Below are 25,360 nucleotides of genomic sequence, written 5' to 3' on the forward strand. Positions count from 1 at the left end.
GTCATGCCCCGTTCCGCCTCCGCCCCGGCCACCCCGCTGGTGGTGCATCAGCCGCTGCGCGGCATCGCGCTCAAGGTCGCCTCGGTCTGCGTCTTCGTCGCCATGGCGTCGATCATCAAGGCGACCTCGGCCGAGATCCCGCCCGGCGAGGCGGTGTTCTTCCGCTCCTTCTTCGCGCTGCCGGTGATCGTGGTCTGGCTGCTGGCGCGCGGCGACCTTCGGCACGGGCTCGAGACGCCCAACCCCTTCGGCCATCTCTGGCGCGGCCTCGTCGGCACCGCCGCGATGGGGCTCGGCTTCACCGCGCTGGGCCTCTTGCCCTTTCCGGAGGTGACGGCGATCGGCTACGCCGCGCCGCTGATGGTGGTGATCCTCGCCGCGATGTTTCTGGGCGAGGAGGTGCGGCTGTTCCGGCTCTCGGCGGTGGGGCTGGGGCTGGTCGGCGTGCTGATCGTGATGTCGCCGCGGCTCAGCGTCACCGAGGATCCGCTGTCGCTCTCGGAGACGCTGGGCGCGGTGGTGGCGCTGGGCGGCGCGCTCTGCGCGGCGCTGGCGCAGGTCTTCGTGCGCAAGCTCACCCGCACCGAGGGCACGGCGGCGATCGTGTTCTGGTTCTCGGTCACCGCCAGCGCGCTGTCGCTTCTGACCATCCCGCTCGGCTGGGTCTGGCCCAGCCCGACCATGGCGGTGCTCCTGGTCTGCGCGGGGCTTCTGGGCGGGGTCGGGCAGATCCTGCTCACCTCCTCCTACCGCTTCGCCGACGCCTCGCTGATCGCGCCCTTCGACTACGCCTCGATGCTGCTGGCGCTGGGGGTGGGCTACTTCATCTTCGCCGAGGTGCCGACCTGGACCATGCTGGGCGGCGCGGCGATCATCATCGCCGCCGGCGTGCTGATCATCTGGCGCGAGCGCAAGCTCGGGATCGAGCGCGGCCGCGGCCGCAAGGCCCTGCCGCCGGGCGGCAGCTGAGACGGCCCGGCCGGCCCGGCCGGGCGGCGGCCCAGGGCGGCCTCAGTCCGGCAGCCGGTCGGGCAGCACCTCCTCGCGCACCTGGCCCCAGGCGGTCAGGGTGAAGACCAGCGTGCCGCCGACCACGTTGCCCGCCAGCACCGGCAGGAAGAAGGAGAAGAGCGCCCGGCCGGGGCCGAGTTCGCCCAGCAGCATCAGGTAGGCCATCTCGACCGAGCCCGCGACGATATGGGTGAAATCCCCCGCCGCGATCAGCCAGGTGAAGGTGAAGATGATCCAGAAGTTCTCGTGATCGCCCGAGGACAGCATCCAGACCAGCGCCGCGATCAGCACGCCCGCCGGGATCGCCTTGGCGAAGCCCGCCCATGCCCCCGCGCCGGTGGCGTGGTGCGACAGCTCGACCATCGCCGCGCCGATCTCGGGCGGCAGGCCCTGCGTCAGCGCGAAGAAGGCCGCCGCGACGAAGCCGCCGACCACGTTGGCGCCCAGCACGATCCCCCACAGCCGCATCACGTCGAGCCCGCAGCGCGGGGTGGGGCGGGTCAGGAAGGGCAGCACGGTGCTGATCGTGTTCTCGGTGAAGAGCTGCATCCGGCTCAGGATCACCAGCAGGAAGCCGACCGTGTAGCCGATGTTCTCGACCAGCGGCCGCCAGCCGGCCTCGGGCAGGTAGGCGCGGAACACGGCTTCGGCCAGCACCGAGGCCGAGATCAGCATCCCCGCCGCGATGCCCGACCAGATCAGCGAGCCGGTCGGGCGGTGCAGCTCCTCTTCGCCGGCGCGCAGCACCACGTGGTAGACGAGGCGCGGCGACAGGTGGCTGGCTTCGGTGACGGCCTCGTCCTCGGCGCGGTTGCGCACGCGGGCGAGATGCGCGTCGGCCTCGCCCTCCTCCCGTGCGCTTTCCTCCCGTGCGTCCTCGTCCTGTCCGTCTTCGGCCATGCCTGCTCCGCCTTGGGGTCAGGGGCCAACGGCAGGGCGCGGTGCGGGTTCCCCCGCGGCGCTGCAAGAGGCGCTCGCCGGGATGTGAGCGAAACGCCCGCAAAAGTCCTACTGCAAAATCGCACAAACGGAAGCCTTCTGTTCCGTGATGCAGGGCCTATCTCCTGGTCACACCCCGAGCACGGGGCGCATCAAACCCGAAGGAGACGTCAGATGACCACCATCAAGACCACCTTTGCCGCCATCGCCGCCGCCACCATCGGCACCTCCGCCCTCGCGATGACCGAGGTCAACGGCTTCGGCAACCAGAACTACATCCCCGAGCGAAGCTACGTGAACCTCGACCTCGTCCGCTCGGCCACCGGCGGTTCGGTCGAGATCCTCGACTACCGCGGCAGCGTCGCCGGCGCCGTGCTGGGCGAGGCGATGGTCAATGCCGGCGCCAACTCGGATGTCCGCATCCAGCTGGACCGCGAGCCGTTCAGCGACGTGATCGCCGTGCTCTACGACGCCGAGGGCAACGCGGTCGCCGAGCGCCGCCTGTTCCTGAACGACTGACGATCGCGGACCGCGAGGTCCGGCCACGCGAAAGGCCCGCGGGATCGCTCCCGCGGGCCTTTTGCCGTCCGCTCGTCTTCGGGGGCCGAAGGATCAGGCGCGCACCAGCTTCTCGTAGCTTTCGGCGACGTCGCGGGTCAGCGCGCCGACCTCGAAGTTGTAGTCGCCGATCTGGCCCACCGGCGTGACCTCGGCCGCGGTGCCGGTCAGCCAGCACTGCTCGAAGCCCTCGAGTTCCTCGGGCATGATGTGGCGCTCATGCACGGTCAGGCCCTTGTCCTTCAGCATGGCGATCACCGTCTGCCGGGTGATGCCGTTGAGGAAGCAGTCGGCCAGCGGCGTGTGCACCTCGCCGTCCTTCACGAAGAACATGTTGGCGCCGGTCGCCTCGGCGACGTAGCCGCGATAGTCGAACATCAGCGCGTCCGAGCAGCCCTTCGCCTCGGCTGCGTGCTTGGACATGGTGCAGATCATGTAGAGGCCGGCCGCCTTGGCCTGCGAGGGCGCGGTCTCGGGCGAGGGGCGCTTCCACTTGGCGATGTCGAGCTTGGCGCCCTTCATCTTGGCGTCGCCGTAATAGCTGCCCCATTCCCAGGCCGCGACCGCCATCCGCACCGGGTTGCGCTGCGAGGCCACGCCCATGTCCGGGCCGGCGCCGCGCCAGGCCAGCGCGCGCACATAGGCGTCCTTCCAGCCATTGGCCTCGAGCACCGCGTATTTCGCGGCCTCGATCTCCTCGACCGAGTAGGGGATCTCGAAATCCAGAAGCTCGGCCGAGGTGCGAAGGCGCTGCGAATGCGCCTCGCTCTTGAAGATGGTGCCGCCATAGCAGCGCTCGCCCTCGAACACCGAGGACGCGTAATGCAGCGCGTGGGTCAGGATGTGGACATTGGCCTCGCGCCACTCCACCAGCTGGCCGTCGAGCCAGATCTTACCGTCGCGATCGTCGTAGCCGCCGGCCATGGCGTGCCTCCCCCTGTCAGATGGTCCCGGCGCGATATCATGCCTCAAAGTCACAATATTGCGCGATATGCCCCGATCGCTATCGCTTCGCCCTTGGAATGTCAACAAGGCTGACGTATTGTGACGCGGAGGTGAGCGAGCGAAGGAGAGTGTCGATGGCCGAAGGGGCGCCGCCGGGCGGGCAGAGCCTGCTGTTCCTGACCGACGAGCAGCTGCGCAAGGGCATTGAGGCGATGTTCTTCGCCTATCGCGGCTTCACCTCCGATCCGGACCGGATCCTCGAGGGCAAGGATATGGGACGCGCGCATCACCGCGCAATCCATTTCATCCACCGCAGCCCCGGCACCACCGTGTCGAACCTGATGGCGATCCTCGGGGTCACCAAGCAGTCGCTGAACCGGGTGCTCCGCGCGCTGATCGAGACCGGTCTCGTCGAGGCACGGGTCGGCCGCCGCGACCGGCGCGAGCGGCATCTCTACCTCACCCGCGAGGGCGCGGCGCTCGAGCGCGAGCTGTCGGACGCGCAGCGCGAGCGGATGCGCGCCGCCTACCGCACCGCCGGGCCGGTGGCGGTGGCGGGCTTCCGGCAGGTGCTCGAGGCGATGATGGACGAAGAAAGCCGCCGCCACTACGAGACGCTGGCCGAGGGGGGCGGGCAATGAGCACCGACCTCGCCCATCTGCTGGTGATCGACGACGACGCCCGGCTGCGCGGCCTTCTGCAGAAGTTCCTGGCCCGGCACGGCTTTCTCGTCACCGGCGCCCGCGACGCCGGCCATGCGCGCCGCCTGCTGACCGGGCTCGATTTCGACCTGATCGTGCTTGACGTGATGATGCCGGGCGAGGACGGGATCGCGCTGTGCCGGGCGCTGCGCGAGAGCCTCGCCGTGCCGATCCTGCTGCTGACCGCGCGCGGCGACACCGAGGACCGGATCCGCGGGCTCGAGGCCGGGGCCGACGACTACCTCGCCAAGCCCTTCGATCCCAAGGAGCTGCTGCTCCGGATCAGCGCCGTGCTGCGCCGCCAGCCCAACCCCGAGCCCGAGCCGGCCCGGCCCAAGGTGCTCAGCCTCGGCGCGGTGCGCTACGACATCGCGCGCGGCGAGATGTGGGAGGGCGAGAGCCAGATCCGGCTGACGGCGACCGAGAGCCAGCTGATGCGGATCTTCGCCGCCCGCCCCGGCGAGCCGGTGAGCCGGGCCCGGCTCGTCGAGGAGCTCGACCGCGGCGGCCAGAGCCAGGAGCGGGCGGTCGACGTGCAGATCACCCGGCTCAGGCGCAAGTTCGAATCCGACCCGCGCCAGCCGCGCTACCTGCAGACGGTGCGGGGCGAGGGCTACATGCTGGCGCCGGACTGAAAGCCGCGCCGCGCCCTTGCGCCGGTCCGGCTTCTGATGTTGCCTGACGCCCCATGACCACCGCGCTGATCTGCCACCCCGAGTTCCTTGGCCACATCCCGCCTCCGGGCCATCCCGAGCGGGTGGCGCGCTACGACGCCGTGCTCGGCGCCCTGCACGACATGGACCTGCTGCAGGTCCGCGCGCCGCTGGCGGCCGAGGAGGACATCCTGCGGGTGCACCCGCGATCCTACGTCGACGACCTGAAGCGTTTTGCCCCCGAGGGCGGCTGGCGCGCGATCGATTCCGACACCTATCTCTCGGCCGGCAGCCTCGCCGCCGCGTGGCGCGCGGTGGGGGCGGCGACGCGCGGCGTCGACATGGTGCTTGCGGGCGAGGCGGCCAACGCCTTCGCGCTGACCCGGCCGCCCGGCCACCACGCCGAGGCCGAGACCGCGATGGGCTTCTGCCTGTTCGGCACGGTGGCGGCGGCGGCGAAATACGCGCTCGAGCATCACGGGCTCGAGCGCGTCGCGATCCTCGATTTCGACGTGCATCACGGCAACGGCACGCAGGCGCTGGTCGAGGACGACCCGCGCATCCTGTTCTGCTCGAGCCATGAATGGCCGCTCTGGCCCGGCACCGGCGCGGCCACCGACACCGGGCCGCATGGCACGGTGGTCAACATGACGCTGCCCACCGGCACCGACGGGGCGGGGCTGATAGCGGCGTGGGAGCGCGACGCCTTCCCGAGGATCGCGGCGCACAAGCCCCAGTTGATCCTCGTCTCGGCCGGCTTCGACGCGCATCGCGACGACCCGCTGGCCGGGCTGAGGCTCGAGACCGAGGATTTCGCGACGCTGACCGGGCGGATCTGCGATCTGGCCGATCACTTGTGCTCGGGGCGCGTGGTCTCCGCGCTCGAAGGCGGTTATGACCTCGACGCGCTGGCGGCCGGGGCGGCCGCGCATGTCAGGACTTTGGAGGAACGAGGGCGATGAGCGACAGACCCGTCGAGGAGATGAGCTTCGAGGAGGCGATCCGCGAGCTCGAGACCGTGGTCGGCAAGCTGGAGCGCGGCGACGTGGCGCTCGACGATTCGATCGCGCTCTACGAGCGCGGCGCCGCGCTCAAGGCGCGCTGCGAGAAGAAGCTCGCCGAGGCCGAGGAAAAGGTCGCGAAGATCACGCAAGGCCCCGACGGCCAGGCCCAGGGCACCGCGCCGCTCGATGGCTGAGGCCTTCCGGGCCGCGCTGGCGCGGGCGGCCGAGGACAGCCAGGCGCTGCTGCGCGAGAGGCTGGCGGCGCATGACCTGCCGGTGGCGCGCGCCATGGAGCACGCGGTGACCGGCGGCAAGGGGCTGCGCGGCTTCCTGGTGCTGGAAGGCGCCGCGCTGCACGGCGTCGACCGTGCCGCCGCCCTGCGCCCGGCCGCCGGGATCGAGGCGCTGCACGCCTACAGCCTCGTGCATGACGACCTGCCGGCGATGGATGACGACGAACTGCGCCGCGGCCGGCCGACGGTGCATGTCGCCTGGGACGAGGCGACGGCGATCCTCGCCGGCGACGCGCTGCAGAGCCTCGCCTTCGAGCTTTGCGCCGATCCGGGCGTCGGGCCGCACCGCGCCGATCTGTGCCTGTCGCTGGCCCGCGCCTCGGGCATCGCCGGCATGGTCGGCGGGCAGGCGCGCGACATCATGGCCGAAAGCGCGGCCGAGCCGCTCGACCTCGAACGCATCACCGAGCTGCAGCAGGGCAAGACCGGCGCGCTGATCCGCTGGTCGGCCGAAGCCGGGCCGGTGATGGCGGGGGCCGATCCCTCCGCCATGGGGCGTTACGCCACGGCGCTCGGCCTTGCCTTCCAGATCGCGGACGACATCCTAGACGTGGAGGGGGACGCGGCGAAGATGGGCAAGGCGGTGCGCAAGGATGCGGGCGCGGGCAAGGCGACCTTCGTGTCGCTCCTTGGTCTCGACGCCGCCCGGGCGCGCGCGGCCGAGCTGGTCGAGGCCGCCTGCGACGCGCTCGCCCCCTATGGCGAGGGGGCCGCAACCTTGCGCGACGCCGCCCGCTTCGTTATCGCGCGCGAGAGCTGAGAGAGGGCCCGCATGAGCCAGACCACGCCGAACCGGCCCGCCACGCCGACCCTCGACCGGGTGCAGATCCCGGCCGACATGAAACGGCTGAGCGACACCGAGCTGCGGCGTCTGGCCGACGAGCTGCGGGCCGAGACCATCAGCGCGGTCTCCGAGACCGGCGGCCATCTCGGCGCCGGGCTCGGCGTGGTCGAGATGACCGTGGCGCTGCACGCGGTGTTCGACACGCCGCGCGACCGGCTGATCTGGGACGTGAGCCACCAGTGCTACCCGCACAAGATTCTGACCGGGCGGCGCGACCGCATCCGCACGCTGCGCCAGAAGGACGGGCTGTCGGGCTTCACCAAGCGCTCCGAGAGCCCCTACGACCCGTTCGGCGCGGCGCACAGCTCGACCTCGATCTCGGCGGCGCTGGGCCTGTCGGTGGCGCGCGATCTGGGCGGCAAGGGGCTCGAGGGCGAGAGCGTCGGCGACTGCATCGCGGTGATCGGCGACGGCGCGATGAGCGCCGGCATGGCCTACGAGGCGATGAACAATGCGGGCCATCTGGGCCGCCGGCTGATCGTCATCCTCAACGACAACGAGATGTCGATCGCGCCGCCGGTCGGCGCGATGTCCTCCTACCTGTCGCGGCTTTATGCCGGCGCGCCGTTCCAGGAGTTCAAGGCGCTGGCCAAGGGCGCGGTGAGCTTCCTGCCGCCGCCGTTCCAGGAGGGCGCGAAGCGGGCCAAGGACGTGTTCAAGCACATGACCATCGGCGGCACGATGTTCGAGGAGCTGGGCTTTTCCTATATCGGCCCGATCGACGGGCACGACATGGAGCAGCTGCTCTCGGTGCTGCGCACCGTAAAGGCGCGTGCCGACGGGCCGGTGCTGATCCACGCGATCACCAAGAAGGGCAAGGGCTACGCCCCGGCCGAGGCCGCCGCCGACAAGGGCCACGCCACGGCCAAGTTCGACGTGATCTCGGGCAAGCAGTCCAAGGCCAAGAGCAACGCGCCCTCCTACACCTCGGTCTTCGCCGACAGCCTGATCAAGCAGGCCGAGACCGACCAGAAGATCGTCGCCGTCACCGCCGCCATGCCCGACGGCACCGGGCTCGCGCGCTTCATGGACCGCTATGCCAGCCGCTGCTTCGACGTCGGCATCGCCGAGCAGCACGCCGTCACCTTCTCGGCCGGTCTCGCGGCAGGGGGCATGAAGCCGTTCTGCGCGATCTACTCGACCTTCCTGCAGCGCGGCTACGACCAGGTGGTGCACGACGTGGCACTGCAGCGCCTGCCGGTGCGCTTCGCGATCGACCGCGCTGGGCTGGTGGGCGCCGACGGCGCGACCCATGCCGGCAGCTTCGACGTGGGCTTCCTGTCGAACCTGCCGGGCATGGTGGTGATGGCCGCCGCCGACGAGGCGGAGCTGGTGCGCATGGTCGCGACGGCCGCCGCGCATGACGAGGGCCCGATCGCCTTCCGCTTCCCGCGTGGCGAGGGGGTGGGCGTCGAGCTGCCGACCGATCCGCAGCCTCTGGAGATCGGCCGCGGCCGGATCGTGCAGGAGGGGCAGGGCGTGGCGCTTCTGTCCTTCGGCACCCGGCTGTCGGAGACGGTGAAGGCCGCCGAGGCGCTGGCCGCCAAGGGCATCCGCCCGACCATCGCCGATGCGCGCTTCGCCAAGCCGCTCGACCGCGAGCTGATCCTGCGGCTGGCCGGGGAGCACGAGGCGCTGATCACCATCGAGGAGGGCGCGGTGGGCGGCTTCGGCAGCCATGTCGCGCAGCTCCTGTCGGACGAGGGCGTGTTCGACACCGGCCTCAAGTTCCGCTCGATGGTGCTGCCCGACACCTTCATCGACCAGGCGAGCCCCGCCGACATGTACGAGACCGCCGGTCTCTCGGCGCGGCACATCAAGGAGAAGGTGCTGTCGCTGATGGGCGTCGAGGTGATCGGCAAGCGGGCCTGAACGGGCCCGCCTCTCAGCCCGCGCTTTCCGTCTCCAGCAGCGCCGCCAGCCCCGAGCGGTAGTCGGGGTGGATCAGCCTCACGCCGAGCTCGTCCTTGATGCGGTCGTTCCGCACCTTCTTCGACTCGGCGTAGAAGCTGCGCGCCATCGGCGTCATCTGGGCCTCGTCGAAGGCCACCTCGGGCGGCACCGGCAGGCCCAGAAGCGCGGCGGCATGGGCGATCACGTCCTGCGGCGGCGCGGGGTCGTCGTCGCACAGATTGTAGATGGCGCCGGGGTTCGGGCGGTCGATGCTCGCTTTCAGCACCTGCGCGATGTCCTCGACATGGATGCGGCTGAAGACCTGGCCTTCCTTGACGATGCGCCGCGCCGTGCCCTGGCGCACCTTCTCGAACGGGCCGCGGCCGGGGCCGTAGATCCCGGCGAGGCGGAAGATGTGCAGCGGCAGGCCCGGAATCGCCTGCCACGCCGCCTCGGCCGCGACCCGCGCTTGGCCGCGCTTCGTGGCGGGGCGCAGATCGCTCTGCTCGTCGACCCAGCCGCCGTCGCGGTCGCCGTAGACGCCGGTGGTCGAGAGGTAGCCGACCCAGTCGTAGCGATCCGCCCGCGCCGCGATGGCGTCCTGCCATTCGCGCAGCACCGGGTCGCCCTCGGCATCGGGCGCGGCCGAGATCAGCAGATGGGTCGCTGCGTCGAGCGCGGGCGTCAGGTCGGCGCCGGGCCAGATCGCGGGCTCGACGCCCTCGGCGCGCAGCTTGTCCGCCTTGTCGGCGCTGCGGGTGGTGCCGATGACGCGCCAGTCGTCCGGCAGGAGGCGGGTCAGGGCGCGGGCCGAGTAGCCGTGGCCGAAGGAAAGAAGCGTAGGCATGGCGCCTGTCTGCCGCAAGACGGCCTAGCGGTCCAGCAGGACGAGCGTGCGGTCGTCGGGGCCCTCGTAGAAGGCGTCGAGGATCTCCGCGAAGACCGGGTCGGCGCCGGGCAGGGTGGAGAACAGCGTGGCCGAGCTGCGCAGCTTCATCGCGTCGATGCCGCCGAGCACGTCCTCGGGCGCGCGGTCGCGATGCGCCAGCATGGCGCGGCTGATCTCGACGAGGCGCGGCCCGAGAACCGGGTGGTCGAGATAGGCCCGCGCCTCCGCGGCGCCGTCGAGCCCGAAGCGCTGCGCCATCGGCGAATGGCCGAGGCCCTGAAGCTGCGGCCAGACGAACCACATCCAGTGGCTGCGTTTCCGCCCGGCGCGGATCTCGGCCAGAGCCTCGTGATATGTGGCGCGTTGCGCCTCGACGAACCGCTCTAGGCTCATGACAGCAACCTCAGCAATGCCCGCTCGGCCTGCCGCAGCCCGTCGCGCTCGGGCAGGTCTTCGAGCAGGGCGAAGCGCTCGCCGGGCTCGGCCTCGTGCAGCGCGATCACCTTGGGGTGGATGTAGCTGTTGCGGGCGATGGTGGGCGTGTTGTGCAGCCGCTCGGCGGCGGCCTCGCTCATGCCCTTGATCGTCAGCGTCTCGTCCGAGAGCGCGCAGGCCAGCGCCGCTTCCGAACCCGCCCAGGTGCGGAAGGTCTTGGCGGTGACGTGGTCCGAGCCGGTGATCTCGGCCAGCCGCTCGTTGACCTGCCCCGAGGAGACGCCGCGCGGGCAGCCCTCCTCGTCGATCCAGCCGATCAGCTGCCGGCCGGGCAGGTCGTGCAGCGCGCCCAGCACCTTCATCAGCCGGCGGTCCTTGAGCGTGCGGTCGATCTTCTTGTTGCCCTTGGCCACGTAACGCAGCCGCACCGCGCCGCCGTCGAGCCGGATGTGCCGGCCGGTCAGCGTGGTCGCGCCGTAGGTGCGGTTCTCGGCGGCGTAGGTCGGGTTGCCGACGCGGATCGAGACGCGGTCGATCAGCGCCAGAACGGCGGCGATGGCGAAGTCCAGCTCGCCCGCCTCGCCAGAGAGGTCGCGGCGGATGCGGCGGCGGATCGCCGGCAGCGCGTCGCCGAACTCGGCAAGGTGGTCGAACTTGTGCGCCTCGCGCCAGGCGCGCCAGTCGGGGTGGTAGCGATACTGCTTGCGGGCGCGCGCGTCGTGCCCGGTGGCTTGCAGGTGACCATGCGGCTTGGGGCAGATCCAGACCTGCTCGTAGGCGGGCGGCACGGCCAACGCCTCGATCCGCTTGCGCTCGGCGCCGCGTTCGATGGTGGTGCCGTCCGGCGCGGTGTAGCTGAAGCCGCGCCCGCAGCGGCGGCGGCGGATGCCGGGCTCCGAGTCGGGGTAGTAGACGAGCTGGGCGGGGGGCGGCATGGGCGGATCTCCTCATGGCCGAAACGCCGCATTCCGCCCCGCCGTTCCGGGGCGGAATGTCACGGTCGCGCGCGCAGAGCGTGCATGCCCCCGCCCGGACGCCGGACGCGACCGGGGCCGCCGCGCGTGTCGCCGGGGTTGCGGCGGACGGTCAGTTGGTATGAAATCCGAAGATGGAACATCCGATCAAATCATGGGCCGAAACGGCCCCCCGTCTCGTCGCCGTGGCCGCCGGCCGCGAGGCCGCCGATCTCGTGATCCGCGGCGGCCGTCTGGTGAACGTGCAGAGCCGCGAGATCCTCGATGGTTGGGAGGTGGCGGTGGCCGAGGGGCGCTTCGCCTATGTCGGCCCCGATGCCAGCCATTGCATCGGCGAGGGCACCGAGGTGGTCGATGCGGGCGACCGCTACCTGATCCCCGGGCTGATCGACGCGCATATGCATATCGAGAGCGGCATGCTCACCCCGGCCGAGTTCGCCGCCGCGGTGATCCCGCACGGCACCACGACAATGTTCACCGACCCGCACGAGATCGCCAACGTGCTCGGGCTCGACGGCGTCAGGATGATGCATGACGAGGCGCTGATGCAGCCCGTGAACATCTTCACCCAGATGCCCAGCTGCGCGCCCTCGGCGCCGGGGCTCGAGACCACCGGTCACGAGATCTCGCCCGAGGACGTGGCCGAGGCGATGGGCTGGCCCGGCATCGTGGGTCTGGGCGAGATGATGAACTACCCCGGCGTAATGGCGGGCGACGCCAAGATGCTCTCGGAGATCGCGGCCACCATGCGCGCGGGCAAGACGGTGGGCGGGCATTACGCAAGCCCCGACCGCGGCGTGCCCTTCCACGCCTATGTCGCGGGCGGCCCGGCCGACGACCACGAGGGCACGCGCGAGAGCGACGCGATCGACCGGGTGCGGCAGGGCATGCGCTCGATGCTGCGGCTGGGCAGCGCCTGGTACGACGTCGAGAGCCAGATCACCGCGGTGACCGAGAAGGGGCTCGACCCGCGCAACTTCGTGCTGTGCACCGACGACTGCCATTCCGGAACGCTGGTGAATGACGGCCACATGGACCGGGTGGTGCGCCATGCCATCGCCTGCGGCTGCGACCCGGTGGTGGCGCTGCAGATGGCGACGATCAACACCGCCACGCATTTCGGCATGGAGCGCGAGCTGGGCTCCATCGCGCCGGGGCGGCGGGCCGACGCGATCCTGACCTCGGACCTCGAGACGCTGCCGATCGAGCAGGTCTTCGCTCGCGGCGTGCTGGTGGCCGAGGATGGTGATCTGCGTGTCACATGCCCGCATTACGATTGGCCGGCACGGGCGCGCGACACCGTGCGGCTGGGACGGGATCTGGTGGCGGATGACTTCAAGGTGGCGGCGCCCGAGGGCGCCGGGACGACGGTCCGGACCAAGGTGATCGGCGTGGTCGAGAACCAGGCGCCGACCCGCGCGCTTTTGCGCGAACTTCCCGTGCGGGACGGCCAGGTGCTGCCCGAGGGCCCGGTCGCCCGGATCGCCCTGGTCGAGCGGCATCGCGGCACCGGCGGCGTCACCAACGCCTTCGTCGAGGGTTTCGGCTACGAGGGCCGGATGGCGATGGCCTCGACCGTCGCGCATGACAGCCACCACATGATCGTGGTCGGCACCGATGCCGGGATGATGGCGGCGGCCGCCAACCGGCTGGGCGAGGTCGGCGGCGGCGTGACGCTGTGGCGCGACGGCGCCGAGCGGGCGCTGGTGCGGCTGCCGGTCGCCGGGCTGATGTCGGACGCCCCGGCGCGCGAGGTGGCGGCGGCGGCCGAGGAGCTCGGCGCGGCGATGCGCGAGGCTGGCTGCACGCTCAACAACGCCTACATGCAGCATTCGCTGCTCGCGCTCGTGGTGATCCCCGAGCTGCGCATTTCCGATCTGGGGCTGGTCGACGTGACCCGCTTCGAGATCACCGGACTCTTCGAGGGACAGCAATGAACAGGATGGAAAAAAGCCTGAGGGTCGAGACGCCGCATGCCCCCGCGGCCGAGGCCTTCACCGACTCCGAGGCCGCGCTGGCGCGGCTGAAGGATCTCTACGCCACCGCCACGCGGTTTCTGTGCGACAAGTTCACCGAGACGCTGAAGGGCGGCGTGCCGGAGGCGCGCTACCGCGCCTTCTATCCCGAGATCCGCTTTTCCACCGCGACCTTCGCGCTGGCCGACAGCCGGCTGAGCTTCGGCCACGTGGCGGGGCCGGGCACCTACTCGACCACCGTCACCCGGCCCGAGCTGTTCGGCAACTACCTGATGCAGCAGATGCGGCTCTTGATCCAGAACCACGGCGTGCCGGTGGTGATCGGGGCGTCGGACACGCCGATCCCGGTGCATTTCGCGGTGGCCAACGATTCCGGCGTGACGGTGCCGCAGGACGGGGCGATGGAGTTCCACCTGCGCGACGTGTTCGACGTGCCGGACCTCTCGACCACGCATGACGACATCGTCAACGGCAACGGCTTCACCTATCCGGACGGCTCGATCCCGCTCGCGCCGTTCACGGCGCAGCGGATCGACTACTCGCTGGCGCGGCTCGCGCATTACACCGCGACCGACCCGACGCATTTCCAGAACCACGTGCTGTTCACCAACTACCAGTTCTACGTCGAGGAGTTCGAGGCCTATGCCCGCCACGTGCTGGCCGACCCCGAGAACGGCTACACGGCCTTCGTCGGCCCCGGCAACCAGGTGATCACCGACCCCGAGGGGCCGATGCACGTGCCGGCCAAGATGCCGCAGATGCCGACCTATCACCTCAAGCGGGCGAACGGGCAGGGGATCACGCTGGTCAACATCGGCGTCGGGCCCTCGAACGCCAAGACCGCGACCGACCACATCGCGGTGCTGCGCCCGCATGCCTGGCTGATGGTCGGGCACTGCGCCGGTCTGCGCAACTCGCAGCGGCTGGGCGACTTCGTGCTGGCGCATGGCTACCTGCGCGAGGACCACGTGCTCGACGACGACCTGCCGGTCTGGGTGCCGATCCCGGCGCTCGCGGAGATCCAGATCGCGCTCGAGGACGCGGTGGCGCAGGTCACGGCGCTCGAAGGGTTCGAGCTGAAGCGGATCATGCGCACCGGCACGGTGGCGACGATCGACAACCGCAACTGGGAGCTCAGGGACCAGTCCGGCCCGGTGCAGCGGCTCTCGCAGTCGCGCGCGGTGGCGCTCGACATGGAGAGCGCGACCATCGCCGCCAACGGCTTCCGGTTCCGGGTGCCCTACGGTACGCTTCTGTGCGTCTCGGACAAGCCGCTGCATGGCGAGCTGAAGCTGCCGGGCATGGCGTCGGACTTCTACAAGACGCAGGTGGCGCGCCACCTGATGATCGGAATCCGGGCGATGGAGCGGCTGCGCGAGATGCCGCTCGAGCGCATCCACAGCCGCAAGCTGCGTAGCTTCGAGGAAACGGCCTTTCTCTGAATCCCGCCGATACCGCAAGGAAACAGCGGTTTTTGCTTGCAATGCAGCTTGTTTCATTGTGGGTCTTGGCAACACGCCGCGCGCGAGCGGCGCAGGAATACGCCCCTGAGGGGCCGTGAGAGGAGACCTGGAATGGCCAAACCGATGACCAAGGCGCAGCTCGTCAGCGCCATCGCCGACGAGACCGGCGGCGACAAGAAGACCGCCGGCGCCCATCTGGACGCGCTGGTCGCCATCATCACCCGCGAAGTGTCGCAGGGCGGCGCCGTGACCCTGCCCGGCGTCGGCAAGATCTACTGCCGCGAGCGCCCCGAGCGCATGGTCCGCAACCCGGCCACCGGCGAGCAGATCAAGAAGGACGCCGACAAGGTGGTCAAGATGACCATCGCCAAGGCGCTCAAGGACAGCGTCAACGAATAATCCGGCCCATGCCCTTGCGGGCAGGGACCAATCGTTGAAGGGTCGCCCCCGGGGCGGCCCTTTTTTCATGGCGGCGCCGTAGAGAACGGGGGTCGTCCATGGATATCCGGTCACTGGGGTTGGGTCTCGCCTTCGCGCTGATGTGGTCCTCGGCCTTCACCTCGGCCCGGGTGGTGGTGAGCTACGCGCCGCCGCTGACCGCGCTGACGCTGCGCTTTCTTGCCTCGGGCGCGGTGGCGATCGGCATCGCGCTGGCGCTGCGCCAGACCGCGCGGCTGACGGCGGCGCAATGGCGCGGCGTGGTGGTGTTCGGGCTGTGCCAGAACGCGGTCTATCTCGGGCTCAACTTCGTGGCGATGCAGTGGATCGGCGCCTCGGTCGCCTCGATCATCGCCTCGACCATGCCGCTTCTGGTGGCGCTGATCGGCTGGATCGTGCTGCGCGAGCGGCTGTCGCCGCTGGCCGCCGCGGGCCTCGCGGCGGGCTTCGCCGGGGTGGCGGTGATCATGCTCGGCCGCATGGCGGGCGGCATCGACCTTCTAGGCCTCGCGCTTTGCGCCGTCGCGGCGCTGGCGCTGGCCATCGCGACGCTGGCGGTGCGCGGCGCGGCCTCGGGCGGCAACCTGATGATGGTGGTCGGGCTGCAGATGCTGGTCGGCGCGGCGGCGCTCATGGTGCCGGCGCTGCTGCTGGAGAGCTGGGTGGTCGACTGGACATGGCCGCTCGCCGTCGCCTTCACCTACACGGTGCTGGTGCCGGGGGTGCTCGCCACGCTGGTCTGGTTCGTGCTGGTCGGCCGGATCGGCGCGGTGCGCGCGGCGACCTTCCACTTCCTCAACCCGGTCTTCGGCGTGCTGATCGCGGCCGTGCTCCTGGGCGAGGCGCTGGGGCCGGGCGACGCGCTGGGCGTCGTGGTGGTGGCCGCAGGCATCCTCGCCGTGCAGATCGCGCGGCGGCCCCGGCCGGGCACCGGCGCCGCGGCGAGGCCGGCGGAACAGCCCGCGGGGGCTGTACGTTTTTCCGTCAGGACAGCGCGGGAGGACAGCATGTTCGACTACAGCGACAGCCATACCACCATTTCCTCGGACCGTGTCAACGGCACCGAGGTCTTCGGCAAGGACGGCGGACGCGTCGGCCATATCGACCACCTCGTGATCGACAAGAAGAGCGGCAAGATCACCTACGCGGTGATGGGCTTCGGCGGCTTCCTCGGCATGGGCGAGGAGCATCACCCGATCCCCTGGGCCAAGCTCGACTACGACACCGATCTCGGTGGCTACCGCACCGACATCACCGAGGATCAACTCAGGGGGGCGCCGGCGCGGCCCGAGCGCTGGTTCGAGGACCGGCGCTGGGAAGAGGCGACCTACGCCCATTACGGCGCGCCCTATTACTGGATCTGATACGCCTGCCACGTGCACGAAAAAGGCCGCCGGATGACCCCGGCGGCCTTTTTCGATCTCTTCCAAGAGATCGGCCTGGACCCTTGCAAGGGTCCGGCTCTAGCCGATGCGGCCGCGCACGCCCCCGGTCTGGCCGCGGTCGAGCAGGTAGTGGTCGAGCAGCACGCAGGCCATCATCGCCTCGGCCACCGGCACCGCGCGGATGCCGACGCAGGGGTCGTGCCGGCCCTTGGTGACCACCTCCGTGGCGCTGCCGTCGAGCTTGATCGAGCGGCGCGGCGACAGGATCGAGGAGGTCGGCTTCACCGCGAAGCGCACCACCACGTCCTGCCCCGAGCTGATCCCGCCCAGCACGCCGCCGGCATGGTTCGAGCCGTATTCCGGGCCGTTCTCGCCCATGAAGATCTCGTCGGCGTTGTCGCGCCCGGTCAGTGCGGCGGCCGCCATGCCCTCGCCGATCTCGACGCCCTTCACGGCGTTGATCGACATCATTGCGGCGGCGAGGTCGGTGTCGAGCTTGCCGTAGACCGGCGCGCCGAGGCCCGCGGGCACGCCCGAGGCGGTCACCTCGATCATCGCGCCCACCGAGTTGTGGTCCTTGCGCAGCGCGTCGAGATAATCGGCCCATTCCCCCGCCGCCTGCGGGTCGGGGCACCAGAAGTCGTTGCGCTCGATCTCGGCCATGTCGAGGCGGTCGCGGTCGATCCGCTTTTCGCCCATCTGCACCATGTAGCCGGTGATCTTCAGATCCGGCAACAGCGCGGCCAGCGCGGCGCGCGCCACGCCGCCCGCCGCGACCCGGGCGGCGGTCTCGCGCGCGCTCGACCGGCCGCCGCCGCGATAGTCGCGCAGGCCGTACTTCAGGTGGTAGGCGATGTCGGCATGGCCGGGGCGGAAGGTCTCGGCGATGTCGCCGTAATCCTTGGAGCGCTGGTCGGTGTTGCGGATCATCAGCTGGATCGGCGTGCCGGTCGAGCGGCCCTCGAACACGCCGGACAGGATCTCCACCGCGTCGGGTTCGCGCCGCTGGGTGGTGTGCTTGTTCTGGCCGGGCCGGCGCTTGTCGAGCCAGACCTGCAGGTCCTCCTCGCGGATCTCCACCCCCGGCGGGCAGCCATCCACCGTGGCGCCGAGCGCCGGGCCGTGGCTCTCGCCCCATGTGGTGACGCGGAACAGGTGGCCGAAGCTGTTGAGGGACATGGGTGGGCACTCCTTTGCGGCCGGGTCGGGCCGGGCCTCAGTGCCACAAGCCGGACCCCTTGTCAGGTCTCAAGCGTTGTCCCGGTGCGGCGGCCGGAAGGGGACTTGCGCTCACCGCCCGATCCTCTAGCGTCGCCACCACCTCGGGGGGCCCGGCAAGGGCTGAGATGCGCGAAGGCGCGGACCCGTTGAACCTGAACCGGATAACACCGGCGGAGGGAAGGTTTCCGGACGACGCGTCCTCCCTTGCTCTTCGCCCGCAACGGAGGACGACCATGATCCATCGCCTGCCTGCGGGTCTCGCTCTCACCCTCGCCGCCGCCCCGGCGCTGGCGCAGTCCGAGACGCTGACCGTCTACGCCCCCGACTACTTCGCCTCCGAATGGGGGCCCGGCCCCGCCATCGAGGCGGCCTTCGAGGCCGAATGCGGCTGCGACCTCGAATACCAGACCGGCGATCTCATGCCGCGGCTGCTGCTCGAGGGCGCGCGCACCGAGGCCGACGTGGCGATCGGCCTCGATTCGACCGAGATGGCCCGCGCCCGCGAGACCGGCCTCTTCGCGCCGCACGGCGCGCCGACCGGCGAGCTGACGCTGCCGATCGCGTGGGAGGACGAGGTCTTCCTGCCGTTCAACTGGTCCTACCTCGCCTTCGTCTACGACAACGAGGCGCTGGGCGAGGTGCCCGCGAGCTTCGCCGAGCTGGTGGCCGCGCCGGACGATCTCAGGATCGCGATCCAGGACCCGCGCAGCTCGGTTTCGGGGCTGTCGCTGGCGCTCTGGGCCGACGAGGTGTTCGGCGACGAGGCCGAGGAGAAATGGGCCGCGCTGGCGCCGAAGATCGTCACGGTGACGCCGGGCTGGTCCGAGAGCTACGGCCTCTTCACCGAGGGCGAGGTCGACATGGTGCTGAGCTACACCACCTCGCCCGCCTATCACCGGATCGCCGAGGAGGACGACACCGTCTCGGCCGCGATCTTCGAGGAGGGCCACTACATGACGATCGAGCTGGCCGCGATGCTGGAGGGGACCGACAACCCCGACCTGGCGCGCCGGTTCATGGAATTCGTCGTGAGCGACACCTTCCAGGAGATCATCCCGACCTCGAACTGGTCCTACCCCTCGGCGATGCCGGCGGCGGAATGGCCCGAGGGCTTCCGCGACCTGCCGCTGCCCGAGCAGGCGATCTGGCTGCCCGAGGCGGAGGCTTCCGAGGCGCGCGACCCGGCCATCGCGGCATGGCAGCAGGGCCTGTCGCGGTAATCCGCGTGGCGCGCTGGCCCGGCGGCCTGGCCGCCGGGCTGGTCCTGGCGCTAACGCTCGGCACGTTGGCGGCGGTGCTGTGGCGGGCGGGCTTCGCGCTGCGCCTCGGCCCGGCCGACCTCTCGGCGATCCGCTTCACGATCTGGCAGGCGCTGCTGTCGGCCGCGCTCTCGGTCGGCTTCGCGGTGCCGGTGGCGCGCGCGCTGGCGCGGCGGCGCTTTGCGGGGCGCGGGGCGCTGGTGACGCTTTTGGGCGCGCCCTTCATCCTGCCGGTGGTGGTGGCGGTGATGGGGCTTCTGGGCGTGTTCGGCCGCGGCGGCGTGCTCAACGACGCGCTGGGGCTCGTGGGTCTCGGGCCGGTGTCGATCTATGGCTGGCACGGGGTCGTTCTGGCGCATGTCTTCTTCAACCTGCCGCTGGCGACGCGGCTGATCCTGCAGGGCTGGCAGGCGATCCCGGCCGAGCGGTTCCGGCTGGCGGCGAGCCTCGGCGCGCCGACCGGGCGGCTGCTGGAATGGCCGATGCTGCGGGCCGTGGCGCCCGGCGCCTTCGCGGTCATCTTCCTCATTTGCCTGACCAGCTTCGCCGTGGCGCTGATCCTGGGCGGCGGGCCGCGTGCGACGACGGTGGAGCTGGCGATCTACCAGGCGGTGCGCTTCGAGTTCGACCTGGGCCGCGCCGCGACGCTGGCGGCGGTGCAGTTCGGGCTGTGCGCGGCGGCGGCGGTGGCGGTGCGTGCGGCGGGCGGCGCGCCCGAGGCGATGGGCGGCGGGCTCGACCGGGTGGTCGAGCGGCACGAGGGCGGCGGCTGGTCGCGCGCGGCCGATGCGGCGTGGATCGCGCTCGCCGCGCTGTTCCTGCTGGCGCCGCTGGCGATGGTGGTGGCGCGCGGACTGCCGGGGCTCGTGGAGCTGCCCGACGGGCTCTGGGCGGCTGCGGGGCGTTCGGTCGCGGTGGCGCTGGGCGCGACGGCGCTGACGCTGGTGCTCGCGCTGGCGCTGGTGCTGCGCGGTGGCGTGGCGGCGCAGCTGTCGAGCCTGTTGCCGCTCGCCGCCTCGAGCCTCGTCATGGGCACGGGGCTGTTCGTCGTGCTCTACCCCTTCGTCGCGCCGCGCGACGTGGCGCTGGTGGTGACGGCGCTGGTCAATGCCGCGATGGCGCTGCCCTTCGCGGCCCGCGTGCTGGCCCCGGCCGTGGCGCAGGCGGAGGCCGCGCATGGGCGGCTGGCGGATTCACTGGGACTGCACGGCTGGGCGCGGCTGCGCTGGCTGATCCTGCCGCGCATCCGCAGGCCGCTGGGCTTCGCCGCCGGGCTGACGGCGGCGCTGTCGATGGGCGATCTGGGCGTCATCGCGCTCTTCGCGGGCGACGGGCAGGCGACGCTGCCGCTGTTGATGGTGCGGCTGATGGGCGCCTACCGGATGGAGCAGGCGGCGGGGGCGGCGCTGGTGCTGCTGGCGCTGAGCCTCGCGCTGTTCTGGGTGTTCGACAGGGGAGGGCGGGTCGATGCTGCGGCTTGAGGGGCTGGAGATCCGGCAGGACGATTTCGCGCTCTCGGCCGATTGGTCGCTGGATGACGGCGCGATCTGCGCGGTGATGGGGCCGTCGGGCGGCGGCAAGTCGACGCTGCTGTCGGTGATCGCCGGGTTCCTCGCGCCCACGCGGGGCCGGGTGGTCTGGGACGGGCGCGATTTGACCGGGCTGCCGCCCGCGGTGCGGCCGATCTCGATCCTGTTTCAAGACAACAACCTGTTCCCGCACCTCACGGTGGAGCGCAATCTCGGGCTCGGCCTCGACCCCCGTCTGCGGCTCGACGCGAACCAGAAGGCCCGCATCGCCGAGGTGCTGGCCCGCGTCGGCCTTGCCGGCCTAGGCGACCGCAAGCCCGGCGCGCTTTCGGGCGGGCAGCAGAGCCGGGCGGCGCTGGCGCGGGTGCTGCTGATGGACCGGCCGCTGGTGCTTCTGGACGAGCCCTTCGCCGCGCTCGGGCCGGGGCTCAGGGCCGAGATGCTCGATCTGGCGCGCGAGGTGCTGGCCGGGCCGGGGCGGACGCTCCTGATGGTCAGCCACGCGCCCGAGGACGCGGCGCGCATCGCCGACCGGATCGTGCTGGTGGGCGAGGGGCGCGCCGCCCCGCCCGGCGAGGCGCAGGCGCTGCTGGCCGACCCGCCGCCCGCGCTCAGGGCCTATCTCGGCCTCTAGCCGGGCGCGGGGCAGGGACGCGGACCCCTGCCACTTCACTCTTCAAATACTCCGGCCCGGCGGTTCCGCCGCCGCGGCGCCGGGCCTTGGCGCGGGCCGTCCCCCAACGAAAAAGGGCGCCCCGCGGGGCGCCCTTCCTGGCCTGGCGTCGAGGATCACTCCTCGGGCTTGCCGTATTTCGCGCGGTACCAGATCCGCTTGTTGGTGAGGTAGAGCAGCACGGCGAGGATGCCCAGGAACAGCACGGCGGTGAAGCCGGCCTGCTTGCGCGCCTCGAGCTTGGGCTCGGCGGTCCACATCAGGAAGGCGGTGACGTCCTTCGAGGTCTCGACCACGGTGGCCGGGTGGCCGTCGGCGTAGACCACGTCGTCGCCCAGCAGCGGCGGCGGCATCGCGATCCACGAGCCGGGCGCCTTGTGGTGGCCTTCCTCGTCGATGCACTCCTCGGGGAAGCCGCCGGCGTTGAAGGCGACGTTGTAGTAGCCCGGGAAGTCCTCGGGGGCGCATTCGGGCGCCTCCTCGTAGCCCGCGAGCAGCGAGGTGATGTATTCCGGGCCGCCCATGCCTTTGAAGAGCTGGTTGAGGCCGGTGCCGTAGGGGCCGTGGAAGCCGGCGCGCGACTTGGCCATCAGCGACAGGTCCGGGGCCTCGGCCATCGCGCTCTTCGGGAACTTGTCGTTCGGCGTGGCGGGGCGCCAGTCGCCGTCGCCGTCGGCCAGCGCCTCGTCGAACACCTCGAACTGCGCGGCATAGGCCCGCACCTGGTCCTCGGGCAGGCCGGGGCCGCCCTCGTCATGCAGGTTGCGGAAGGCCACGTATTGCAGGCCGTGGCAGGCGGCGCAGACCTCGGTGTAGATCTGCAGGCCGCGCTGCAGCTGCATCTGGTCGAACGACCCGAACGGACCTTCGAAGGGGAAGTCGTAGTCGGTGATGTGGACTTCGGTCTCGGCGGCGGTCGCCGGGGCGGCGAGCCCCAGCGCCGCGACGGCGGCGAGCGTGACTTGTTTCAGCATGTCTCTTGCCTCTCTCACTCGGCCGGCTTGACGACGGTGTGGGTGCCGCCGGTCTCTTTGTCGTAATGGGCCTTGAAGTCGTCCTCGATGGTCGCCGGGATCGGCAGCGGCTTCTCGATCACGCCGAGGATCGGCAGGATCACGAGGAAGTAGGCGAACCAGTAGGTGGCACCCAGCAGCGCGATGTAGGGATAGATCCCCTCGGCGGGCATCGCGCCGACCCACATCAGGACGATGAAGTCGACCACCAGCAGCGCGAACCACCACTTGAACATCGGGCGATAGCGGCCCGATCGCACGCTCGAGGTGTCGAGCCACGGCGCCAGGGCGATCACCGCGATCGCGCCGAACATCGCCAGCACGCCGAAGAACTTGGCGTCGACGATGCCGAAGGTGATCCAGTTCGTGAACATCACGATCCAGACGTCGGCGGTGAAGGCGCGCAGGATGGCGTAGAAGGGCAGGAAGTACCATTCCGGCACGATGTGCGCGGGCGTCGCCAGCGGGTTGGCCTCGATGTAGTTGTCGGGGTGGCCCAGGTAGTTCGGCATGAAGCCGACGATCGCGAAGAACACCGCGAGGATCAGCGCCAGGGCGAACAGGTCCTTCAGCACGAAGTAGGGCCAGAAGGGCAGGGTGTCGCGCTTGGCCTCTTCCTTGGAGGTGCGGCGCACCTCGACCCCGGTCGGGTTGTTGTTGCCGGTCGAGTGGAACGCCCAGATGTGGACGATGGTCAGGCCGGCGATCAGGAACGGCATCAGGTAGTGCAGCGAGAAGAACCGGTTCAGCGCCGGCTGGCCCACCGCCGAAGCGCCCAGCAGCCAGGTCTGGATCGCCTCGCCCACGAAGGGCACGGCGCCGAACAGGCCGGTGATCACCGCGGTGCCGTGGAACGACATCTGGCCCCAGGGCAGCACGTAGCCCATGAAGGCGGTGCCCATCATCAGCAGGTACATCAGGATGCCGATGATCCAGGTCACCTCGCGCGGCGCCTTGTAGCTGCCGTAGTAGAGGCTGCGGAAGATGTGCAGGTAGACCGCCACGAAGAACAGCGAGGCGCCGTTCGAGTGGATGTAGCGCAGCATGAAGCCGCCGTTCACGTCGCGCATGATGTGCTCGACGCTGGCGAAGGCGAGGTCGACATGCGGCGTGTAGTGCATCACCAGCACGATGCCGGTGACGATCTGCAGCGCCAGGGTGAAGGTCAGGACGATGCCCCAGATCCACATCCAGTTGAGGTTCTTGGGGGTCGGGATCATCAGCGTGTCGTAGAGCAGGCCGAGGACCGGCAGGCGGTTGTTGAGCCAGCGCTCGCCGCCCGTCTTGGGTTCGTAGTGATCGTGCGGAATACCGGACATCAGAGTCTCTCCTCAGCCGAGCTTGATGGTCGTCTCGTCGACGAATTCGGCGACGGGAACGGGCAGGTTGGCCGGGGCGGGGCCTTTGCGGATCCGGCCCGAGGTGTCGTAGTGCGAGCCGTGGCAGGGGCAGAACCAGCCGCCGAAATCGCCCTGTTCGCCGAGCGGCACGCAGCCCAGATGGGTGCAAACGCCCATCTGCACGAGCCAGATGCCCTCTTCGTCAAGCGCGCGGTTCTCGTCGGTGGCGACGGCTTCGCCGCCCAGGTTCTCGTTGCGCGCCAGCGGGTCGGGCAGCGAGGCCGGGTCGACCTCGCGGGCCTCGGCGATCTCGGCCTCGGTGCGGGCGCGGATGAAGACCGGCTTGCCCTGCCACAGCACGGTGAGCTGGCTGCCCGGGGCCACGCCCGAGACGTCGACCCGGATCGAGGCCAGCGCCAGAACGTCGGCGGAGGGGTTCATCTGGTTGACCAGCGGCCAGACCGCGGCACCGGCAGCGACGGCGCCCGCCCCGGCGGTGGCGTAGTAGAGGAAATCGCGGCGGGTGCCCTGATGTTCGTCTGCGTGTGACACGGGGGTGGGTCTCCGGTATGGCTGGGGCGGCGTCGCCCGGACGGCAAAAGACCGCGGGCCCGGGGGACCCGCTCGGTGTTTTGGCGCTGTTTAGCCATTGAGATCGCGCCCGTCCAGCGGACAATACCGCGCAGCCGGCCGGCAGATAGGGCGCGTGGCCATACGGTAAAGGGAGGGGGCGCGATGACGATGGAGGGCCGCTGCCATTGCGGCGCGACCGGCTGGACCAGCCGCGCGGCGCCCCGCTGGGCGACCGAGTGCAACTGCTCGATCTGCCGCAGGCTCGGCGCGCTGTGGGGCCACGTGCCGCGCGAAGGCGTGACGCTGCACGGCGAGACCGCGCAGCGGCGCGGCTATGTCTGGGGCGACGGCGACCTCGAGTTCGTGGCCTGCGCCACCTGTCTGTGCGTGACCCACTGGCAGCCGCGGCGCGGCGGCGACCGCATGGGGCTGAACCTGCGCATGGCGCCGCCCGAGCACCTTGCCGCGCTGCCGGTGCGGCGCTTCGACGGGGCCGAAAGCTGGCGCTTCCTCGACCCCGAACCCGGGATCTGAGCACGTATCCGTTGCAGCGAAGCGACAACGCGGATTTGAATGCGCCGCCGCTTGTCGCCGTTGGCCCGCGGGCCTAGTTCCGGGTGATACTGATCCCGACCCTGTCCGACTCGACTGGAATCATCCGATGCTGTCCCGTGCGCTTCCGCTTGCCCTGATCCTCGCCCCCGGCCTCGCCGCGGCCGAAGTCGAGCTGAGCTTCTACGGCGGCGTGCAGGATGCACCGCATTCCACCGTCGAGGTGGACCGCCCCGGCGTCGACGACGATCGCGAGTTCACCGTCGACTGGGAGGGCAACTCCTTCGATGCGCCGCCCTATTACGGCCTGCGCGCGACCTGGTGGCGCGAGGACGATCTGGGCTTCGGGTTGGATTTCAACCACGCCAAGGTCTACTCGGACGACGACACGCTTGCCGAGCAGGGGCTCGAGACGCTGGAGTTCACCGACGGGATCAACATCCTGACGCTGAACGCCTATCGCCGGTTTCCCGACGCGGCCTACGGGCTGACGCCCTATGTCGGCGGCGGCCTCGGCCTGGCGATCCCGCGGGTCGAGTACGACGACGGCGAGTCGCGCACCGACGAGTACCAGATCACCGGCCCGGCCGTGGCGCTGATGGCGGGTGCGAGCTACGACATCACCGACAGCGTCTCGGTGTTCGGCGAGTACAAGGGCACCTATTCCGCGAACGAGGCCGATCTGAACGGCGGCGGCACGCTGGAATCGGACATCGTCACCAACGCGCTCAACCTCGGCGTCAGCTTCAACTTCTGACCGGACGCCCGCCTGTTGGCGGGCGGGTCCGGCCGGCTGCCC

Annotated in this window: 26 protein-coding genes, 1 pseudogene and 1 riboswitch; of the genes and pseudogenes, 18 read left to right on the forward strand and 9 right to left on the reverse strand. The window is 70.5% G+C overall.

Features of this window, described 5'->3' with window-relative positions; all coding sequences use genetic code 11:
* The first annotated feature begins 3 nt into the window (after positions 1-3).
* Positions 4-969 carry a DMT family transporter gene (locus tag BLT43_RS09020; protein WP_090112089.1) on the forward strand — a complete coding sequence of 322 codons (966 nt, stop codon included), beginning with the start codon at positions 4-6 and terminating at the stop codon, positions 967-969.
* A gap of 42 nt (positions 970-1,011) precedes the next feature.
* Here the strand turns inward: BLT43_RS09020 and BLT43_RS09025 are convergent, their stop codons facing one another.
* The gene (locus tag BLT43_RS09025) at positions 1,012-1,911 is read right to left on the reverse strand and encodes a formate/nitrite transporter family protein (RefSeq protein ID WP_090112092.1); all 900 of its coding nucleotides are present in this window, start codon (positions 1,909-1,911) and stop codon (positions 1,012-1,014) included.
* Positions 1,912-2,124: 213 nt separating this feature from the next.
* Here BLT43_RS09025 and BLT43_RS09030 point away from each other — a divergent pair, with 213 nt between their 5' ends.
* Positions 2,125-2,469, forward strand: coding sequence for a hypothetical protein (locus BLT43_RS09030; RefSeq protein ID WP_090112094.1), 345 nt, complete (start codon positions 2,125-2,127; stop codon positions 2,467-2,469).
* 93 nt (positions 2,470-2,562) lie between these two features.
* Here BLT43_RS09030 and BLT43_RS09035 read toward each other — a convergent pair whose 3' ends face one another.
* Complete coding sequence (locus tag BLT43_RS09035; RefSeq protein ID WP_090112096.1) at positions 2,563-3,432, reverse strand: branched-chain amino acid aminotransferase; 870 nt, start codon at positions 3,430-3,432, stop codon at positions 2,563-2,565.
* 155 nt (positions 3,433-3,587) lie between these two features.
* Between BLT43_RS09035 and BLT43_RS09040 the strand changes: the two genes are divergently transcribed.
* The 6 genes from BLT43_RS09040 to dxs are packed head-to-tail and all read left to right on the forward strand — an operon-like array spanning position 3,588 to position 8,820.
* The gene (locus BLT43_RS09040; RefSeq protein ID WP_090112098.1) at positions 3,588-4,094 is read left to right on the forward strand and encodes a MarR family winged helix-turn-helix transcriptional regulator; all 507 of its coding nucleotides are present in this window, start codon (positions 3,588-3,590) and stop codon (positions 4,092-4,094) included.
* Positions 4,091-4,789: a response regulator gene (locus BLT43_RS09045; RefSeq protein WP_090112100.1), complete on the forward strand. Its 699-nt coding sequence runs from the start codon at positions 4,091-4,093 to the stop codon at positions 4,787-4,789. The genes BLT43_RS09040 and BLT43_RS09045 overlap by 4 nt, the downstream gene beginning before the upstream one ends.
* A 53-nt stretch (positions 4,790-4,842) precedes the next feature.
* Positions 4,843-5,769, forward strand: a complete 927-nt coding sequence (locus BLT43_RS09050) for a histone deacetylase family protein (RefSeq protein ID WP_090112101.1) — start codon at positions 4,843-4,845, stop codon at positions 5,767-5,769.
* Complete coding sequence (locus BLT43_RS09055; RefSeq protein ID WP_090112102.1) at positions 5,766-6,005, forward strand: exodeoxyribonuclease VII small subunit; 240 nt, start codon at positions 5,766-5,768, stop codon at positions 6,003-6,005. Before BLT43_RS09050 ends, BLT43_RS09055 begins: the two co-directional genes overlap by 4 nt.
* Positions 5,998-6,864, forward strand: a complete 867-nt coding sequence (locus BLT43_RS09060) for a polyprenyl synthetase family protein (RefSeq protein WP_090112103.1) — start codon at positions 5,998-6,000, stop codon at positions 6,862-6,864. The genes BLT43_RS09055 and BLT43_RS09060 overlap by 8 nt, the downstream gene beginning before the upstream one ends.
* A gap of 12 nt (positions 6,865-6,876) precedes the next feature.
* On the forward strand, positions 6,877-8,820 hold the full coding sequence (gene dxs / locus BLT43_RS09065) for a 1-deoxy-D-xylulose-5-phosphate synthase (RefSeq protein ID WP_090112104.1): 1,944 nt from the start codon (positions 6,877-6,879) through the stop codon (positions 8,818-8,820).
* Positions 8,821-8,833: 13 nt separating this feature from the next.
* Here dxs and BLT43_RS09070 read toward each other — a convergent pair whose 3' ends face one another.
* From BLT43_RS09070 to BLT43_RS09080, 3 genes are read right to left on the reverse strand one after another with little or no spacing between them, the layout of a single operon-like run.
* Positions 8,834-9,688, reverse strand: a complete 855-nt coding sequence (locus BLT43_RS09070) for an SDR family oxidoreductase (RefSeq protein WP_090112105.1) — start codon at positions 9,686-9,688, stop codon at positions 8,834-8,836.
* A gap of 24 nt (positions 9,689-9,712) precedes the next feature.
* Entirely contained in the window at positions 9,713-10,123 is a 411-nt protein-coding gene (locus BLT43_RS09075) for a DUF1810 domain-containing protein (protein WP_090112106.1), read from the reverse strand.
* Positions 10,120-11,100, reverse strand: coding sequence for a DNA topoisomerase IB (locus BLT43_RS09080; protein ID WP_090112107.1), 981 nt, complete (start codon positions 11,098-11,100; stop codon positions 10,120-10,122). Before BLT43_RS09080 ends, BLT43_RS09075 begins: the two co-directional genes overlap by 4 nt.
* Positions 11,101-11,273: 173 nt before the next feature.
* Between BLT43_RS09080 and BLT43_RS09085 the strand changes: the two genes are divergently transcribed.
* The 5 genes and pseudogenes from BLT43_RS09085 to BLT43_RS19120 all read left to right on the forward strand — a co-directional run bounded on the left by BLT43_RS09085 (position 11,274) and on the right by BLT43_RS19120 (position 16,380).
* Positions 11,274-13,076, forward strand: a complete 1,803-nt coding sequence (locus BLT43_RS09085) for an adenine deaminase (protein WP_090112108.1) — start codon at positions 11,274-11,276, stop codon at positions 13,074-13,076.
* The gene (locus BLT43_RS09090; RefSeq protein ID WP_090112109.1) at positions 13,073-14,557 is read left to right on the forward strand and encodes an AMP nucleosidase; all 1,485 of its coding nucleotides are present in this window, start codon (positions 13,073-13,075) and stop codon (positions 14,555-14,557) included. Before BLT43_RS09085 ends, BLT43_RS09090 begins: the two co-directional genes overlap by 4 nt.
* Positions 14,558-14,689: 132 nt before the next feature.
* A complete protein-coding gene (locus BLT43_RS09095; protein ID WP_090112111.1) occupies positions 14,690-14,977 on the forward strand; it encodes an HU family DNA-binding protein in 288 nt (95 codons plus the stop codon).
* Between the two features lie 98 nt (positions 14,978-15,075).
* Positions 15,076-15,936, forward strand: a pseudogene (locus tag BLT43_RS09100) (DMT family transporter); the annotation flags it as partial.
* Between the two features lie 87 nt (positions 15,937-16,023).
* Positions 16,024-16,380: a PRC-barrel domain-containing protein gene (locus BLT43_RS19120; protein ID WP_165612582.1), complete on the forward strand. Its 357-nt coding sequence runs from the start codon at positions 16,024-16,026 to the stop codon at positions 16,378-16,380.
* A 99-nt stretch (positions 16,381-16,479) separates the two neighbouring features.
* Here BLT43_RS19120 and aroC read toward each other — a convergent pair whose 3' ends face one another.
* Complete coding sequence (gene aroC / locus BLT43_RS09105) at positions 16,480-17,580, reverse strand: chorismate synthase (RefSeq protein WP_090112115.1); 1,101 nt, start codon at positions 17,578-17,580, stop codon at positions 16,480-16,482.
* Positions 17,581-17,714: 134 nt separating this feature from the next.
* Positions 17,715-17,818, forward strand: a riboswitch (TPP riboswitch).
* A gap of 37 nt (positions 17,819-17,855) precedes the next feature.
* Between aroC and BLT43_RS09110 the strand changes: the two genes are divergently transcribed.
* The 3 genes from BLT43_RS09110 to BLT43_RS09120 are packed head-to-tail and all read left to right on the forward strand — an operon-like array spanning position 17,856 to position 21,044.
* Positions 17,856-18,842, forward strand: a complete 987-nt coding sequence (locus BLT43_RS09110) for a thiamine ABC transporter substrate-binding protein (RefSeq protein WP_090112117.1) — start codon at positions 17,856-17,858, stop codon at positions 18,840-18,842.
* Positions 18,818-20,362: an ABC transporter permease family protein gene (locus BLT43_RS09115; RefSeq protein WP_165612575.1), complete on the forward strand. Its 1,545-nt coding sequence runs from the start codon at positions 18,818-18,820 to the stop codon at positions 20,360-20,362. The genes BLT43_RS09110 and BLT43_RS09115 overlap by 25 nt, the downstream gene beginning before the upstream one ends.
* On the forward strand, positions 20,349-21,044 hold the full coding sequence (locus BLT43_RS09120; protein ID WP_090112121.1) for a thiamine ABC transporter ATP-binding protein: 696 nt from the start codon (positions 20,349-20,351) through the stop codon (positions 21,042-21,044). Before BLT43_RS09115 ends, BLT43_RS09120 begins: the two co-directional genes overlap by 14 nt.
* Before the next feature lie 155 nt (positions 21,045-21,199).
* Here the strand turns inward: BLT43_RS09120 and BLT43_RS09125 are convergent, their stop codons facing one another.
* Genes BLT43_RS09125 through petA form a run of 3 tightly spaced genes read right to left on the reverse strand, consistent with a single transcriptional unit; the run spans position 21,200 to position 23,988 of the window.
* Positions 21,200-22,057: a cytochrome c1 gene (locus BLT43_RS09125; protein WP_090112123.1), complete on the reverse strand. Its 858-nt coding sequence runs from the start codon at positions 22,055-22,057 to the stop codon at positions 21,200-21,202.
* 14 nt (positions 22,058-22,071) lie between these two features.
* The gene (locus BLT43_RS09130; RefSeq protein ID WP_090112126.1) at positions 22,072-23,415 is read right to left on the reverse strand and encodes a cytochrome b; all 1,344 of its coding nucleotides are present in this window, start codon (positions 23,413-23,415) and stop codon (positions 22,072-22,074) included.
* Positions 23,416-23,427: 12 nt separating this feature from the next.
* A complete protein-coding gene (petA, locus tag BLT43_RS09135; RefSeq protein ID WP_090112128.1) occupies positions 23,428-23,988 on the reverse strand; it encodes a ubiquinol-cytochrome c reductase iron-sulfur subunit in 561 nt (186 codons plus the stop codon).
* A 183-nt stretch (positions 23,989-24,171) separates the two neighbouring features.
* Here petA and BLT43_RS19345 point away from each other — a divergent pair, with 183 nt between their 5' ends.
* A complete protein-coding gene (locus BLT43_RS19345) occupies positions 24,172-24,543 on the forward strand; it encodes a GFA family protein (RefSeq protein ID WP_090112130.1) in 372 nt (123 codons plus the stop codon).
* Positions 24,544-24,670: 127 nt separating this feature from the next.
* On the forward strand, positions 24,671-25,318 hold the full coding sequence (locus tag BLT43_RS09145; RefSeq protein ID WP_090112132.1) for an outer membrane protein: 648 nt from the start codon (positions 24,671-24,673) through the stop codon (positions 25,316-25,318).
* Positions 25,319-25,360: the final 42 nt, after the last annotated feature.

The organism is Limimaricola pyoseonensis (assembly GCF_900102015.1).
In the GTDB taxonomy this organism is placed as follows: Bacteria; Pseudomonadota; Alphaproteobacteria; order Rhodobacterales; family Rhodobacteraceae; genus Limimaricola; species Limimaricola pyoseonensis.

Bases quoted from the DNA above. Each gene is read 5' to 3' on its own strand.
- BLT43_RS09025 (WP_090112092.1), bottom strand. From the start codon at position 1,911: ATGGCCGAAGACGGACAGGACGAGGACGCACGGGAGGAAAGCGCACGG.
- BLT43_RS09085 (WP_090112108.1), top strand. From the start codon at position 11,274: ATGGAACATCCGATCAAATCATGGGCCGAAACGGCCCCCCGTCTCGTC.
- BLT43_RS19120 (WP_165612582.1), top strand. From the start codon at position 16,024: ATGTTCGACTACAGCGACAGCCATACCACCATTTCCTCGGACCGTGTC.
- BLT43_RS09095 (WP_090112111.1), top strand. From the start codon at position 14,690: ATGGCCAAACCGATGACCAAGGCGCAGCTCGTCAGCGCCATCGCCGAC.
- BLT43_RS09060 (WP_090112103.1), top strand. From the start codon at position 5,998: ATGGCTGAGGCCTTCCGGGCCGCGCTGGCGCGGGCGGCCGAGGACAGC.
- BLT43_RS09090 (WP_090112109.1), top strand. From the start codon at position 13,073: ATGAACAGGATGGAAAAAAGCCTGAGGGTCGAGACGCCGCATGCCCCC.
- BLT43_RS09080 (WP_090112107.1), bottom strand. From the start codon at position 11,100: ATGCCGCCCCCCGCCCAGCTCGTCTACTACCCCGACTCGGAGCCCGGC.
- BLT43_RS09145 (WP_090112132.1), top strand. From the start codon at position 24,671: ATGCTGTCCCGTGCGCTTCCGCTTGCCCTGATCCTCGCCCCCGGCCTC.
- BLT43_RS09040 (WP_090112098.1), top strand. From the start codon at position 3,588: ATGGCCGAAGGGGCGCCGCCGGGCGGGCAGAGCCTGCTGTTCCTGACC.
- BLT43_RS09075 (WP_090112106.1), bottom strand. From the start codon at position 10,123: ATGAGCCTAGAGCGGTTCGTCGAGGCGCAACGCGCCACATATCACGAG.
- BLT43_RS19345 (WP_090112130.1), top strand. From the start codon at position 24,172: ATGACGATGGAGGGCCGCTGCCATTGCGGCGCGACCGGCTGGACCAGC.
- BLT43_RS09055 (WP_090112102.1), top strand. From the start codon at position 5,766: ATGAGCGACAGACCCGTCGAGGAGATGAGCTTCGAGGAGGCGATCCGC.
- BLT43_RS09045 (WP_090112100.1), top strand. From the start codon at position 4,091: ATGAGCACCGACCTCGCCCATCTGCTGGTGATCGACGACGACGCCCGG.
- BLT43_RS09050 (WP_090112101.1), top strand. From the start codon at position 4,843: ATGACCACCGCGCTGATCTGCCACCCCGAGTTCCTTGGCCACATCCCG.
- BLT43_RS09035 (WP_090112096.1), bottom strand. From the start codon at position 3,432: ATGGCCGGCGGCTACGACGATCGCGACGGTAAGATCTGGCTCGACGGC.
- BLT43_RS09125 (WP_090112123.1), bottom strand. From the start codon at position 22,057: ATGCTGAAACAAGTCACGCTCGCCGCCGTCGCGGCGCTGGGGCTCGCC.
- BLT43_RS09030 (WP_090112094.1), top strand. From the start codon at position 2,125: ATGACCACCATCAAGACCACCTTTGCCGCCATCGCCGCCGCCACCATC.
- aroC (WP_090112115.1), bottom strand. From the start codon at position 17,580: ATGTCCCTCAACAGCTTCGGCCACCTGTTCCGCGTCACCACATGGGGC.
- BLT43_RS09115 (WP_165612575.1), top strand. From the start codon at position 18,818: ATGGCAGCAGGGCCTGTCGCGGTAATCCGCGTGGCGCGCTGGCCCGGC.
- BLT43_RS09070 (WP_090112105.1), bottom strand. From the start codon at position 9,688: ATGCCTACGCTTCTTTCCTTCGGCCACGGCTACTCGGCCCGCGCCCTG.
- BLT43_RS09120 (WP_090112121.1), top strand. From the start codon at position 20,349: ATGCTGCGGCTTGAGGGGCTGGAGATCCGGCAGGACGATTTCGCGCTC.
- BLT43_RS09020 (WP_090112089.1), top strand. From the start codon at position 4: ATGCCCCGTTCCGCCTCCGCCCCGGCCACCCCGCTGGTGGTGCATCAG.
- dxs (WP_090112104.1), top strand. From the start codon at position 6,877: ATGAGCCAGACCACGCCGAACCGGCCCGCCACGCCGACCCTCGACCGG.
- BLT43_RS09110 (WP_090112117.1), top strand. From the start codon at position 17,856: ATGATCCATCGCCTGCCTGCGGGTCTCGCTCTCACCCTCGCCGCCGCC.
- BLT43_RS09130 (WP_090112126.1), bottom strand. From the start codon at position 23,415: ATGTCCGGTATTCCGCACGATCACTACGAACCCAAGACGGGCGGCGAG.